Source organism: Brevibacterium spongiae (assembly GCF_026168515.1).
Taxonomy (GTDB): Bacteria; Actinomycetota; Actinomycetes; order Actinomycetales; family Brevibacteriaceae; genus Brevibacterium; species Brevibacterium spongiae.
In genome coordinates, this window is record NZ_CP093443.1 from 406,328 (window position 1) to 421,483 (window position 15,156).

The window sequence follows — 15,156 nt, forward strand, 5'->3', positions numbered from 1 at the left end:
AGGAAGGGAACCGCGCGAGACGACGGGGCAGGGGAGCCGCCTCGGCGAGGGGTGCCGTCAGTCCTTCGCAGGTTCGGGTTCTTGTCCGGGGAGGAAGGGCGATTCCTCGGGTTCGGGATGGCGTTTCCACTGCACGATCATGATCAGCGCACCGAGCGCGACGGCGCCGATTGCACCCCAGACGTTCGTACGCAGGCCGAGGATGACGAAGCTCGGGTCGAGGCGGATTGACTCCCAGACGATGCGACCGGCGCCGTACCACATGAGATAGACAGCGAAGAGGCGTCCCCACTGGAAGAAGACCTTGCGGCCGAGGTAGAGCAGGACAAGAGCGCCGAGGCTGTTCCAGATGACCTCGTAGAGGAACGTCGGATGGAATAGGGTGCCGGGGGGAGTGCCCAGTGGGATTGCCGGGTTGCCGGGATCGATCTCGAGTCCCCAAGGCAACGTGGTGGGCAGGCCGAAGAGCTCCTGATTGAACCAGTTGCCGAAGCGCCCGCAGGCCTGAGCGAGGATGAGACCCGGTGCCAGGGCATCGAGCAGAGTGATGAGTTTGAGGCCGAGGCGGCGGCACATGATCCACGCGCCCAACGTGCCGCCGATGAGCGAACCGAAGATCGCGATGCCGCCCTCCCAGATCGCCCATACCGAGCCGGGTTCGAACGGGTTCCACGGGTTGCGGCCGGGGCCGAAGTAATCGGTGTAGTGCGTGATGACGTGGTAGATGCGGGCGAAGACGATGGCCATCGGTACGGCCAGAGTCGCGATGTCGAGCACCTGCCAGTCCTCGACACCGCGCTTGGTCAGGCGGCGGTTCGTCAGCACAATGGCGATGATGATGCCCACCAGGATGCACAGCGCATAGAAGTGGATCGTCAGCGGTCCGAGTTGGAAGCTAGAGATGGAAGGACTGGGGATTGCCGCCGAGATGTCGTGCGGAATCGCGGTCGCGCTGGAAGTCACTGGGCCGAGGTGCATGGGGCCAGTCTATTTGCACCCGTCTGAGAATCCTTTATGCCGCGTCTGGTCTCTGACCGGCGAGGACCGTTTTCGGGCCGATCGCTGTGCCGCCTGCGCTCTGACCAGCGCGTAAGCACGAGTCCGGTGGGGTGAAGGCAGCCGCGACAAGGCCACTCGCGCTCACTTCAGAATGGAGGCACAGCGGCGCCATTGAATGGCCATGCGCCGCTACGTCCCGAAGAGGCCGTCGATGATGTCGTCTGTGATGAATCGTGAGTGCAGGATCGGGATGCGAGCAGGGTCGGTGCTTTCGGGCGGTCGCCATGCCGGCCGTCCGTCGCCGAGCATGAAGACTTCCCAGTCGGAGCGGTCCATAAGGTGGTGGTGGAAGGAACACAGCAGGCACATGTTGTTGATGTCGGTCTTGCCGCCCAGGGCGTGCGGCACAACATGGTTCACGTCGCACCACCCCGCCGGTGCATCGCAACCGGGGAACACGCATCCGCGATCCCTGGCGGTGACGATTGCGGTCTGCTTCTTGTTTGCGAAGCGCTGTTCCGTGCAGACTTCCACCGTGCGAGCCTTTTCGTCCATCAGGTGGAAGAAGACGGTGCCATCGAGGCCGCGCCGAGCGACGTCGCCCATCGGGAAGCGGTCGCCGGAGCCTGTGGTGGCTTCGCCGATGCCGTTGGCAATGTCGGACGCTTTTGCTGTGACGACCAGGGCGTAAGGCGAACCTTTGGCGGCTTCCTTCATGCTGATGCGCGAAATGAGAGTGGCGAAACGTTCGTAGATCCAGGCCTTCGCACTGGGCTGCTCGCTCATGAGATCGACGGCCGAACCATTGGCGCGGACCCCGTGACCGGCAGGAACGGCACGGTTGGCAGCGGGATCCGCGGATTCGGCTTCGTTGTCTCCGGTGGCCTCGATGACAGCCCATGGAGGTGCATCGAAACGATCTCCGGTAAGGACGGCATCGAGAGGTTCGAACCGTTGCTCGTCGAAGGTCTGGCCGAGGCCGCCACTACCGGGAGTCTGGTCTGGCCCGGCGTTTGGGGCGAGTGAGGGAGCGTCTTCGCGCTCGCCTTCGTCCGCCTCGGAGTCGGTGGGTTCTGCGATTGTCGATGTGGTGCCTTTCGCGGATTGAATCCTGGAGGTCAGCAGTCCGTGCAGTTCGGATCCCGCCATGGGATCGAGGATGCCTTCCAGTCTCCAGTCTCCATTGCGCTTGGGCCGGGCAGTGATGAAGTAGGCGGAACGATCGCTGGGGTCGAGCGGCTCGGCACCATCGGGGTCGATGAGAGCGAGCATCCGACGGAAGATGTCGCGGAGCTCGCTCACAGTCACCGATTTCGCGTACTTCACGAGGTCGGTCTCCACACGGGACTTCGTCTCGTGGTCCACCCACGCGGGCAGTGCCTTGAGGCAGTCTTCGATGACGGTGAGGTGCTCCGCGGGTAGGGTGCCGAGGTGGAGCTGCTCGGCGACGAGCGGGTGTTCGGGCTCAAGGGGTTGTCCGTCGAGTGCGACTCGTCCGCCGAGATTCTCTGCGAGCCTTGCCCGGCGGTTCGCTTCTCGCCCTGAGAGGTTGAGGCGTTCCTGGATGAGCGCCTTGGTCGACTTGGCACCACTGTCCTTAGGCGTGCCGACGCGTTCGTAGACGGCCAGTGCCAGGGTGGACAGAGATTCACTGAGTCGACGCAGCGCCTCGGCCCCATCGATAACCTGCAGGGCCTCGTTCGGTCCCATCGGCCGGTCGAATGCACGAAGACCTCCGACCAGTCCGGTCAGGGAGGCGATCGAGTCGGTGATTTCGGGAGCGCTCGCAACCAGGTCGTTCCAGGCGGCGTCGGTGAGGATCGGGTGCAGCGAGGTTGGTCGTTGAGAATCAGTTCCAGCCTCAGGCTCAGCGGCGACAGAGGCGCTTGTGTTGGCCGGGCTGGCAGGATCAGCGGAGGCGGGCTGCGTGGTTGAGCTGATCTGCTCGGTTGTTTCGAACAATGAGGTCGGGTCTGCATGTGCGGTCGAGTCAGTCTTGGCGTTCGGATCGAGCCCTGTGGATTTCGCCGGATCGACGGTATCTCTCGAATTATCTCTGCTGGCGGTCGTGACGGTTTTGCTTGGTTGTCCGGCATCGAGAGCCGACGTGTCTTCGTCCATTTGTTCGTCGTCGGCTATCGGCGCATTGTCAATGGCTGCGTCATCGTCGGTCGAAACTGGGTCAAGGGCCTCGAACACCTCGGCGAAGTGGTGGCCGCTGAGGTCGAGCCCGGCCGCCTTGAGTTGTTCGGCCAGTGTTGCGGGGTCCGATGTTTCTTCGGGTTGTGCTTGCGCGGTGTCCTCGGGTGCGTGGGCATTCTGAGAAGAGGTGCCCACGAGGTCTGCCGGTGTGATGTTCGTCGGCGGTCTTCTGCTCGCCCCACCGCGCGAGTCAGCGGCGGCGCGGCGGTCGCGCTTTCCTGACTTGCGTCGCTTGCGGTCGGGGGTGAAGGTCATCGCTGTTGAGTTCCGTTCGTCATTGAAGGTCTCTTAGCTCAATTGTAGGCAGTCAGAGAATAGAAGACAATAGAATCTTCGAAAAAGATTCGACTGGAAATGACATGCTGAATGTGAAGGACGCTTTTGAGTGGTTTATTGGGAGTTCGATCAGTTTCAGGGCACTTTACTCGTCGGCATTGACTCGGGATCGGTGACGACTGAAGTGTCGGGAGAATTCTCGGAACTGGATCCGACCCGGTAGAAGTGGATGGTCTGTGCGATGCCTGCCGGCCGGGAAGAGTTCTAGCCTGCCTTCTGGGAAGGGTTGCAGCCTGCCGTCTGGGAACGGTCGGTCGGTAGTGCTCGAACAGAACCGCCTCGGCGCGGTTGGATCTGCACGCGGATCGCTGCGAGTGAGATGATGGGAAGCTATGGCCCTTGATTTCACCCTGGTGCAGCTGCGCTACTTCCAGGAGGTCGCCAGGCGGGAGAACATGACCGAGGCGGCGAAGCAGCTCAACGTCACTCAGTCGGCGATCTCGACGGCGATGGCCCAGCTCGAGCGGACCATCGGTCTCGACCTTTTCATCCGACAGCGCAATCGTTCGGTGGTGCTCTCGCCTGCCGGGAAGCGATTCCTCTCAGAGGTCACACCTTTCCTCGAAGCCTCCGACAACCTCGGCGAGACTGCGTTGGGCCTCTCACGTCGTCTCAGTGGAGACCTCACTGTCGGAGTCTTCTCGCCGATCGCGCCCACCCGCCTGCCGCTCATCCACAGCGAATTCGAGAAGCGCTACCCGGATGTTCGGATCAACTACCTCGAGGCGAACCTTCAGGAGCTGCAAGCCGCTGTCATCGCCGGCGACTGCGATCTCGCACTGACTTACACGCTGGGAATGACCGATCGCTTCGATCGCTTCCTCATTGACGTCGTGAAGCCGCACGTCCTCGTCTCACTCGATCACCACCTCGGCGGGGGTGGGAAACGGCCGCGACCAATCCACCTGCGAGAGCTCGCAGATGAAAACTACATCCAACTGGATCTGCCGTTCAGCACTCAATACTATGACGAGCTCTTCCGGATCGCGGGCGTCGAGCCGATCGTGCGGCACACCTTTGCTGGCTACGAAACCGTGCGGTCGTTCGTGGCGATGGGGCACGGGTACTCGCTGCTGAGCCAGAGCGTGTCCTCGGGAACGTACATCGGATCGAAGACGGTGGACGTTCCGCTGCTGGACGACTTCCCGAGCATCGACCTTGCCATCGTCTGGCCGAAAGAGCTGAGGCTGAGCAAGCGTGCGCGAGCCTTCTGCGAGCTGACCTTGGAGATCCTCGGGACCTAGGCGGCTGAAGCGGACAGAAGGACCCGAACCGCGGGCCGAGGACTGCGCTGGTGCTGGGGAAGGCGGTCGGTGGGGAAGCGGTCCGCCGCCGAGGTCAGGGGCTTACGCGGAGAGGTGCCACCTCGGCCTCTCATCGATTTTCCTCATGACCAGTTTCAAAAGTATCTGTTGGACTAATGTGTTGTGGATCGCAAAGATGGTGGAAATCATCCCCGCGCCCTAAGGAGATCCCGGATGTCCATCACAGCCCCGACCGAGCAGCGAACCACGTCGACGAAGATGCAGCGGAAGGTGCTCCTGGGCGGCAGCATCGGCCAGTTCGTCGAGTTCTACGACTTCACGTTGTACGGTCTATCGGCGGTGATCCTGTCCGAGTACTTCTTCCCCGACGGCGACCGGATCACCGGTCTGCTGGTCATCTTCGCGACCTTCGGAGTCGCCTTCGTCATGCGCCCCCTCGGCGGACTCTTCTTCGGAGCTCTCGGCGACAAGGTGGGCAGGCGACAGACCCTGACCATCACGATCTTCCTCGTCGGAGCCTGCACAGCCCTCATCGGCATCCTCCCCGGTTTCGACACGGTCGGGTGGTTCGCGCCGATCCTGCTCATCCTCGCCCGACTCGGCCAGGGCTTCTCTGCCGGCGGTGAATCCGTCGGCGGACCGTCCTTCGTCTACGAGCACGCTCCGATTGCCAAGCGCGGACTGTGGATCAACATCACTCTGGCTGCGACCGCCCTGCCCTCGGTGTTCGCCGGCGGCCTCATCCTCCTGCTGTCGACGGTGATGAGCGACGCCTCATTCGACTCATGGGGCTGGCGCGTGCCGTTCCTCCTGGCGCTGCCGTTGTCGGCCGTCGGACTGTGGATCCGGTCGAAGACCGACGAATCCGAGCTGTTCAAGAAGACCGCTGCCGAACGGCCCAAGGAGTTCAGCCCGATCCGCGAAAGCTTCCGCGAGAACTGGGTCGGAATGCTCCAGGTCTTCTTCGTCCTCGGCGTCACCGCGCTCGGCTTCTATATGCTCTCGGCGTACTTCGTCACCTACATCCAGACCACGGGCGACCTCAGTCGCGAACAGTCGCTGCTGACAAACGCGATCGCCATGGCCAGCTACACGATCTTCCTGCCCATCGCCGGCCACCTCGGTGATCGATTCGGACGTCGGCCCATGCTCATCGCGGGTGCGATCCTGCTCGCGGTCACCTCGGTGCCGGCATTCGGGCTGGTCACCAGCGGACATATGGGGCTGGCATTCCTCGGGCAGACGATCTTCGTCCTCGCGCTCTGCTGCTACGGCGGCGGCTGCTACACCTTCTTCTGCGAGCGCTTCTCGACGAAGACGCGGTTCACCTCGGCGGCCATCAGCTACAACATCTCCTACGCGGCGCTCGGCGGAACGGCTCCGTTCGTGGGCACGTGGCTCGTCGACATCACCGGCGTCAACACCGCGCCCGGCTATTACATGGCTGCTGCGGCCGCCGTGTGCCTCGTCCTCATCTTCGTCACGCGCCTCCCCGAGACCCGCGGACGGCTGGGGTGAGCCTGCATTGACATCGAGTTTCGTCCACTTTCACATCACATTCTGTACAGATCATCGGGATGAAAAGCGATGAACTGAACGAAAAGCGATGTGCGAGCCCCACCCGCGCCCCAGACCCATGCAAACCACTACCCACCCTCATGAGAGAAGCGATCAGCAATGAACCAACAGGCACCCCCATCCTCCGACGCAGCCTTCCTCGCAGACTTCCACTTCCTCGCCACCATCGGTGCCACCGACAACAACGGCGTCGACCGGCAGGCGCTGACGGTCGAAGACAAGCAGGCGCGCGACTGGATGCGCGGGTGGGCGACGGACAAAGGCTTCGACGTGCGCGTCGATGCGATCGGGAACATGTTCGCGTGCCTCGAGTTCGTTCCCGATGCCCCGTACGTCCTCGTCGGTTCCCACCTCGACTCGCAGCCGCTCGGCGGTCGCTTCGACGGAGCCTACGGAGTCATCGCCGCCCTCTTCGCGGCCCTGCGCGTCAAAGAGGAACTCGCCGAATCTGGCCTGAAACCCGCCTTCAACCTCGCCGTCGTCAACTGGTTCAACGAAGAAGGCGGTCGCTTCGCCCCGTCGATCATGGGCAGCTCCGTCTACGCCGGGCTCTTCGACCTCGATGAGATGCTCTCCGTCGCCGACCTCGAAGGCACCACCGTCGCAGAGGCGCTGCGAGCCATCGGCTATGCCGGCACCGACACCCCGCCCGAGGCGATCACCTACGCCGAGATCCACATCGAACAGGGCCGAATCCTCGAACGCGAAGCCACGGACATCGGCGTCGTCGAGTCCAGCTGGTACACGCAGAAGCTCGACATCGACGTCCTCGGCGAACAGTCCCACACCGGGGCCACAGCCATGGCCGACCGCCACGACGCGCTCGTCGCCGCGGCCAAGGTCGTCCTCGCCGTCGCCGAGGTGGTCAGCGAGTTCGAGGAAGAAGCCCTCGTGTCCTCGGTCGGGCAGCACGTCGTCGAACCGAACTCGCCGATCGTCGTCCCTCGCCGCGTCCACATGGTCGCCGACCTCCGATCCTCCGATCCCGACATCGTCCAAGCCGCCCGCAACTCGCTGAAGACGCAGATCGCCGAGATCGCCCGTGCCCACGACATCACCATCAACGCCCGTGACTTCGACATCCGCGACAAGCGCCACTTCCCGACCGAAGGCGTCGAACTCGCCGAGAAGGCAGTGGCCAACGAAGGCCTGAGCATCCGACGTCTCGAGACGATGGCCGGCCACGATTCCGTGGCGATGAATCACCGCGTGCCCGCCGTGATGATGTTCGTGCCCAGCGTCGACGGCGTCTCCCACTGCGAGCGCGAGTTCACCACCGACGACGACATGCTCCGCGGCGTCCGCGTGCTCACTTCGGTGGCCGGTGAACTCGTCCGCGGTGAGCTCGCCGATGTCCGTGACGGTGCCGTCTGGGTCGGTTCCTCCGTCGCCGAGGTGCGCGCATGAGCAACGTCGACCCGCGCCCCAGCGTCGCCGCCTCGGCCGCAGTCCCGACCAGCCCCACGACAGAACCCTGGGCGCTGTCGGCCACCGAGGCGCTCGCCGCCTTCCGCTCCAAGGAGCTCTCCCCGGTCGACTACCTGGAGGCTCTCATCGGCCGCATCACCGCGGAAGATGAGCGCATCAATGCGGTCACCGAAGTCGTCGAAGAGGCGGTCACCTCGGCGCGGGAAGCCGAGACGTTCTACACGAACGCCACCGACGATGACCTCGCCGAGGCGGCCGCCGCCCGTCCGCTGCTCGGACTTCCCGTGATCGCCAAGGAGAAGCACGCGATCGCCGGCCGCGGCCTGACCCAAGGTCTGCTGCACGAACGCGACACCATCGCCGAACACGATGCCGCGATCGTCTCGCGTATCCGCTCCGCAGGCGGGTACATCCACGCCAGGGCGACCTCTCCTGAGTTCAGCTGCGCGACGATCACGCACTCGCCGATGTGGGGCGTGACCCGCAACCCCTGGAACCCCGACCTCTCTGCGGGAGGATCCTCGGGCGGATCAGGTTCTGCTCTCGCCTCCGGTTTCGCGCCTCTCGCCACTGCCTCGGACATCGCCGGATCGACGAGGCTGCCCGCGGCGTTCACCGGCACCGTCGGGTTCAAAGCCCCATACGGTCGGATCCCCGGCGCACAGCCTTTGGCCGCCGACTGGTACCGCGGGGACGGGCCGATGGCGCGCACCGTCGCTGATGCCGCCCTGCTCGCCAAAGTCATGGTCGGCGTCGATCCGAGCGATCACGCGACGATCGCCTCGCCCGGCTTCCTCGATGGCTTCGACCCCGCCGCGGCGGTCGACCGACTCCGCGGACGCAAGGTCGCACTGTGCGTGCGCTTGGGGGACTTTCCCGTCGGGAAGGACATCGAAGCGAATACCCGCGCGGTCGCCTCGGCGCTGGAATCGGCAGGGGCGCGCGTCGAGGAGATCGAACTGCCATGGACGGCCGAGCGGATCTTCGAAACCGCGTTCACGCACTTCGGGCACCTGCTCGCACCCGCCATGCGCGCGGACACCCGCGGCCATGAGGACACCCTGGCCGATTACACGCTGCGATTCATGGCCGACGCCGAGGCGGTCGCCGCCCGCCGCACGTTCTATGACGGTCTCGTCATGGAAGCACAGATCCAGGCAGAACTGGCAGCCGCCATAGACGGATTCGATGTGCTCTTGGCGCCCACCTCGGCGGTGGCGGGGCTGGAGGCCGATGCGAGCTATCTCGACGGGATCACGATCGGCACCGACGGTGTCGGCCGCGAACGCGGAGCTGACGGTGCAATCGCTGGCTCCGGTGGAACGGCCGGCGTCCGCCTCGAGCACTACTGGCAGGCGCATATGACGATGCCGTTCAATATCTGCAATCGCGTGCCGATCGTTAACGTGCCCTCGGGAATGGCGGACTGCGGCATCCCCACCGGTGTGCAGGTCATTGGCCATCCTTATGACGACCGCGCCGCCTTCGCAGTCGCCGCCGCGATCGAGCAGCTGCGCCCGTGGGCCGGACTTGCGCCTAACCGATCGCAATCACGACTAACCTGACGGCAGTGATCGTCGACGTCGACGATGAGAATGAGACCGTAGCCGTGTGAGCAGGAGCAGACAGATGACCGACGGACAGTCGCAGCCGACGAGCGGACAGACTCATCCGATGGATGAGCACACCATCGCCGAGGTGGAGCGTGCCGGAACGCAGTTCAACGCCGTCACAGCGATGACCGTCGACCGTGCGAATGCCCTCACCGCGGAAGCGAACGATCGCAGGGATTCCGGGCAACCGCCTCGGCGATTGGAAGGGATTCCCTTCGCGGTCAAGGACGTCATCGACCTGGTCGGCTACCCGACGACTATGGGATCGGCGGTGCGCAGCGATGCCCCGGCGGCCGCCTCGGCGCCGGTCGTGGACCGACTCGAAGCTGCCGGCGCGATCCCGGTCGCGAAGACGAACTGTCAGGAATACTCCTACGGAATCCTCGGCGACGAATCCGCATTCGGTCGCGTCATCAACCCCGTCGATCCGGCATTGTGCACCGCCGGTTCGAGCTCCGGATCGGCCGCGCTCGTCGCCGCAGGTGCCGTGCCACTTGCGCTGGGCACGGACACCGCCGGGTCCGTACGCGTGCCGGCAGCCTGCCAGGGCGTGTTCGGTTTCAAACCGACCTTCGGCCTCGTGCCCGTCGACGGAGTCTTCCCGCTGTCGCCTGCCTTCGACACCGTCGGACTCTTCGCCTCCGACCTCGGCGTGCTGACCACTGCCTTCGACGTGATCGCGGGGGACGATTCCGGCGAGGCGCCTGGCCGAGGTGAGGCGTTCGACCTCACCGGCAGCGGCGAACGGACGATTGATGTCAGTCTCCTCCCTGATGGCGATGACCGGGCGAGAGACCTGCTCATGTCGGTTCCGGAACTCACGATCACCTCGGCGAATGGGCAGGTCATGGGCGAACTCCTCGACGACCTTGCACCGATCTACGACTTCATCCGCCTCTATGAGGCATTCGAGGTCCACAAGGACCTCTTCGCGAAGCACTCTGCAGACTATCAACCCGGCGTGGCCAAGAAGATCGAGTCCGGCAGGAACCTCGGCGAGGCCGAATACCGGAGGCAGGTGGAAGCGCTCGCCGAACTGCGCGAGCGATCACTCACGGTCTTCGGCGCCGCGGATTTCCTGCTCACTCCCGCCATCGACGGCCCGGTGGTCCGCTGGGACGAGATCGATTCCGGAACGGCGGCGAAGTTCATGCGCTATTCGATGCCGTTCAACGTGCTCGGCTGGCCGGCATTGACGATCCCGATGCCCGGAGCCGGATCTGGGGAAGGGCCACAGGCGGTGCAGCTGGTCGGCCGCCCCGGTGGCGACCGCGATCTGTTCGCCTTCGCCTCTCGGCTGGTCTGACTCGGGCCCCGTATGGTCTGGCCCGGACCCCGGCCGGTCTGGCTCGGAAATCGGTCGAAGCGTACACGCTCTCGACTAGGCTGAACTCGAAACAGCCGCGTCGAACGAACCGGAGCCGGGCCGATGAGACCCACGCACAGTCAGATGATCACGCTCTCCGACGATATGCGTGCGAATATCGCGGGGGTTCCGGCGCTCATCGTCAGCGGCATCCTCGTGCTCGGATTCGACTTCGATCCGCTGGGTTCGGGCGCGACCGTGGCGGCACCGCTGGCCCTGCCTTTCGAGGTGTTCAATCTCTTCCTCGTCTTCTGGCCGCTCTTCGCGCTGACCTATCTGCTGTGGACCCACGCAGGGCTGAGAGACCTCGACGAGACCGAGCTCATCGTCCATTCCCGGTGGGCGATGGCGAACCGCCGCAGGTGGTGGTCGAAGTGGTTCGGCATGGGAGGTGCGGTCTCGTGGGCGACGATGGCCGCCTACTTCGCGTTCCTCCTCAACATCTTCCTCGTCACCTCTGACACGGACGGCAACGTCGTCATCTCAGCAGGCCTCGGCATTGTGAACGTCATCGCCTCGTGGGCGGTGCTGGTGTATTCGTTCGCGCTCGATTTCATGCGTCTCGACCTCAGCGGTGGTGGCAGCGCTGAGGGACGCCAGATCGAGTTCGACATGGAGGACCCGCGCGAGTTCGGCGACTACCTGACCTTTTCCGCGCTGTCTTCGACGATGACAGCCGCACTGCCCGGCCGCGCCGTGACGAGGAAGGCCTGGCGCCTGGTGCGCGCGAACGTCATCGTCGCGTTCGCCTTCAACTCCGTCGTCGTCGCGACCCTCGTGTCAATGATCCTCTCGTACGTGATGTGAGTGGTGCGAGCCGTGCGAAAATGATGTGAATATCGCCGAGGCGGCCCACCCGTTAAGGGTGGACCGCCTCGGCGAGGTTGGGGCCACGTCATTCGGAAACGTGATCCTATTCTGATGGGCCGCCTCGGTGCGGGGTTACTTCCGTGAAGTCAGCCGCCTCGGCGAGTTGGGAGGTTACAGTCTCCAGCAGCTGTCGAGGGGAGCTTTGCCCGCGAAAGTGCGACTGGTGAAGGTCTCGACCCGGGGCAGCGCGGCGACGTAGCCGCCGATGTGTGTGGGGCCGAGGTTGTCCTCGAACGCGACCTTGTGTCCGGCGCGGCACCAGGTCGACGCGAGCTCCTTGCCCTGATCGAATGAGATGACGTCGTCGAGGCGGCTGTGGTTGACCAGCAGCGGAATATCAGGCACTTCAGCCTTGCCCAGACGCTGCTTTTCGGCGACGTCCGTGAAGTTCGCATCGACGATCTCCTGGAATGACTCACCGTTCTTCGTCAGCGTCTTCGCATCGGTGAAGGCAGTCGAGAGCAGCGCTTCGATGGTGCACTGGTTCGAGGTTTCTTCGACTACCTTCTGTCCCTCCTCGTTGAGGAAGTCCGACGTATCGACCCCGGTCTGATCCGCGAACCCGGCGACGCCGTAGAGCGCGAATGCCGTATAGACGCTCGAGAGGTCGGAAACGGTCTTATACAGATCGGTCGGCACGGCGCCGGCCGAAGCTGAGACGACGTTGAGCTCGGGAGCCCATTCCTTCTGGAGCTCCAGAGCAGCCGTCGTGGCGTGGCCGCCCTGCGAGTATCCGCGCAGTTGGAGCTGGGTCTCCTCGTCGATCTCGCTTCCGTCGACCTGCTGAACTGCGCGTGCCGCGTCGAGGACAGAGCGTCCCTCTTCGACGCGGTTGACGTAGTGATGGGTGCCTTCAGTGCCGAGGCCCATGTAGTCGACGACGACAACCGGATGCTTCGCGGCCAGGGCAGAGGCGACGGAGATTCCTTCGTATTCGGTGCCCATGCCCATTTGCCGGCTGGGAGCGCACTTGTCGGCGATGCCCTGGGTGCCCGGAGAGATGACGACGGCATCCTCGGCGTGGCCGCTCGCGCCGTTCGGGGTGAGCAGAGTGGCGGTGGCGGCTCGGGCGGTGCCTTGCTCGTCGGTGGTTTTGTACATGAACGTCGTCGATTTCGCGTCATGCTTGATGAGTTTCACGGGATCGAGGTAGAACTCCGAGTCGGCCTGCTTGAGCACTGCACCGTCTTCACTGGGAAGCGAGTCCGGAGTCTCATAGAAATCTTCGGGGACTCCGGAGGCCGGAAGGTCCTCCTGTGCGGCGGCATATTCGACGTCGGCAGTGGTGAGTTCATCGGAACTCTCGACAGCCTTCTTCGCCTGTTCGACGCTGATGTCCTCGGGGACGGAATCGCGGTCGAGCGTGCTCGGGTCCTCAGCCGCACGGTCGTCGAGGAACTGTTCGGCTTCGGATTCGGTCTGTGGGACGATGTCGGCGGCCTGGGCCGGCGCGGTCGTCGTGCACAGAGTGAGTGCGAGGCCGGCGATCGCTGCGGCGCTGAGGGCCTGAATGCGACGACGCGGACTGTGTGACGTTGTGGTCGGCAGTGCTGTGCTGGTCTGTGCTGTGTTGGGCGTGCTCATAGGCGGTGGTCCTGTTCTGCCATGTCTCTCGGCGGTGAGAAGGTGCGGGACAGTGGAGTCGGTGCGGGCCGTGGTGAAACGGGCCGCGACCGCGAGCGAACCGCTGCGACAGGGGTGTCGTCGGCAGCGGATGCTCTTCATCGGACGCCCTTATTGTGACGGGCACCACACACGTTACTCGATAGTAGAACTGATTGGTAACTCTTTTGCCGAGGACGGTCTTTGCCGCCTGGGCGATGTGGAAACAGTCGGTGTTTCGTGCGGGCTGATCCTTCTCCAGGACACACGACAACGGCCGCCGGTCGGCAGCGTTTGCTGCCGACCGGCGGCCGTTGAAGGAGTGGAGCCACCCTGCCGAGGTCAGCTGCCCGGAAAGGGCGGGGCCGCCTCGGTGCGGGTGAGGGTCACTTGCGCTCGAGTTCCTCGAGGGTGGGGTAGATCGTCTCCTTCGGGGCGACTCCCCGGTTGCGGATGAGCACGTAATAGAGGACGAAGGTGACGACGATGCCGACGAGCCACGAGATGTCCGCGCCGCCGAGCTTTGCGACCATCGGTCCGGTGTAGAAGGACTGTGCAAGGAACGGGATCTGGACGACGACGCCGATTCCGTAGGACGCCAGCGCCCGCCAGTTCCATGCGCCGTAGCGGCCGTTGCGGTCATAGAACGCGGGAATGTCGAAGCGGTCCTTCGAGATCAGGTAGTAGTCGGTGAGGTTGATGATGCTCCATGGGGTGAAGACCATGAGCAGGGCGAGTACGAAGTTCTTGAAGTTCGCGAGGAAGTCCGCCGAGGCCAGCAGCGCAACGAGCACGGTGAGCGTGACGATGCCGATGACGAAGACCGCGCGGGTCCAGCGACGGATCGTCGCCTTGTTGCCGAACGAGGTGAGGATCGTCAGCGTGCACATGAACGCGCCGTAGGCGTTGAGCGTGTTGACCGTGAGCTTGCCCAGCAGGATGACGATGAAGATGAGGAGTGCGAACACCCCTCCGCCGACGATGTCGCCGACATAGGCGACCTGATTCTCGACGAACAGGTTGCCGGATTCCGTCATGGCGGCGGCTCCGATGAGCGCACCCAGGGTCATCGACCACTGCGAACCGATGACCGATCCGCCGAAGGTGAACCAGAAGGTCTTCGAAGCTGGGGTCGATCGTGGCAGGTATCGCGAATAGTCGGCGACATAGGGGCCGTAGGTCAGCTGCCAGCCCACGGACAGGGCGATTGCGGAGAGGAAGGCGGGGAAGGCGAACGACGAGCCCGAGATCAGACCGGGGACGTCGACCTGTGTGAGCACGCAGTAGGTGATGAACAGGAACCCGAGTAGGCCCGTCACCGAGGAGATCCGACCGAGCACGTGGATGTACTTATACCCCAGCAGGGCCACCAGGGCGGTGAGCGCACCGAAGATGACGATGCCGACCCATGGGGTCTGGACTCCGATGATGAGGTTGACGGCCTGGCCGGACAGGACCGCACCGGTCGAGGCGAAGCCGATGTACATGAGCACGACGAGCACGAGCGGGATGATCGCGCCGATGATGCCGAACTGAGCACGCGAGGAGATCATCTGCGGCAGGCCGAGCTGCGGTCCCTGCGCGGAGTGCAGTGCCATGACGATTCCGCCGATGATGTTGCCGATGAGCAGGCCGATGATGGCCCACAGCGCGTCGGCACCGAAGACGACGGCCAGAGCCCCGTCGACGATCGCGGTGATCTGAGTGTTGGCGCCGAACCACAGAGTGAACTGGGAACGTGGCGTTCCGTGACGCTCGGCGTCAGGCACCATCTCGATGGACCGCTTCTCGATCCCCGAATTGGTCGTACTAGCCATGATTGTCTCCTTTGAACTGATGGACCTGGTTCAGTGTGGCACTACGCGCAACACTCGACGAGGTCTGGATCACACTTTCT

General features: G+C 64.0%; 10 protein-coding genes. 6 read left to right on the plus strand and 4 right to left on the minus strand.

Annotation, left to right across the window (positions count from 1 at the left end; genetic code table 11):
- Window positions 1-57: 57 nt before the first annotated feature.
- Window positions 58-978 (minus strand): prolipoprotein diacylglyceryl transferase, encoded by a 921-nt coding sequence (lgt, locus tag L1F31_RS01895; protein ID WP_265419014.1) that lies wholly within the window; start codon window positions 976-978, stop codon window positions 58-60.
- Between the two features lie 210 nt (window positions 979-1,188).
- Entirely contained in the window at window positions 1,189-3,456 is a 2,268-nt protein-coding gene (locus tag L1F31_RS01900) for a DUF222 domain-containing protein (protein ID WP_265419015.1), read from the minus strand.
- Window positions 3,457-3,869: 413 nt separating this feature from the next.
- On the opposite strand from L1F31_RS01900, the gene L1F31_RS01905 reads away from it, so the two are divergent.
- From L1F31_RS01905 to L1F31_RS01930, 6 genes are all read left to right on the plus strand, one after another.
- Window positions 3,870-4,781 carry a LysR family transcriptional regulator gene (locus L1F31_RS01905; protein WP_101545950.1) on the plus strand — a complete coding sequence of 304 codons (912 nt, stop codon included), beginning with the start codon at window positions 3,870-3,872 and terminating at the stop codon, window positions 4,779-4,781.
- Between the two features lie 234 nt (window positions 4,782-5,015).
- Window positions 5,016-6,320, plus strand: a complete 1,305-nt coding sequence (locus L1F31_RS01910; protein WP_244195304.1) for an MFS transporter — start codon at window positions 5,016-5,018, stop codon at window positions 6,318-6,320.
- A gap of 159 nt (window positions 6,321-6,479) precedes the next feature.
- Entirely contained in the window at window positions 6,480-7,787 is a 1,308-nt protein-coding gene (locus tag L1F31_RS01915; protein ID WP_265419016.1) for a M20 family metallo-hydrolase, read from the plus strand.
- On the plus strand, window positions 7,784-9,373 hold the full coding sequence (locus L1F31_RS01920; RefSeq protein WP_265419017.1) for an amidase: 1,590 nt from the start codon (window positions 7,784-7,786) through the stop codon (window positions 9,371-9,373). Before L1F31_RS01915 ends, L1F31_RS01920 begins: the two co-directional genes overlap by 4 nt.
- Window positions 9,374-9,437: 64 nt before the next feature.
- On the plus strand, window positions 9,438-10,727 hold the full coding sequence (locus tag L1F31_RS01925; protein WP_265419018.1) for an amidase: 1,290 nt from the start codon (window positions 9,438-9,440) through the stop codon (window positions 10,725-10,727).
- A 144-nt stretch (window positions 10,728-10,871) separates the two neighbouring features.
- On the plus strand, window positions 10,872-11,594 hold the full coding sequence (locus L1F31_RS01930) for a DUF1345 domain-containing protein (RefSeq protein ID WP_265419019.1): 723 nt from the start codon (window positions 10,872-10,874) through the stop codon (window positions 11,592-11,594).
- Between the two features lie 174 nt (window positions 11,595-11,768).
- Here L1F31_RS01930 and L1F31_RS01935 read toward each other — a convergent pair whose 3' ends face one another.
- Window positions 11,769-13,241: a lipase family protein gene (locus L1F31_RS01935; RefSeq protein WP_265419020.1), complete on the minus strand. Its 1,473-nt coding sequence runs from the start codon at window positions 13,239-13,241 to the stop codon at window positions 11,769-11,771.
- Between the two features lie 404 nt (window positions 13,242-13,645).
- Window positions 13,646-15,076: a purine-cytosine permease family protein gene (locus tag L1F31_RS01940; protein WP_265419021.1), complete on the minus strand. Its 1,431-nt coding sequence runs from the start codon at window positions 15,074-15,076 to the stop codon at window positions 13,646-13,648.
- Between the last annotated feature and the right edge of the window lie 80 nt (window positions 15,077-15,156).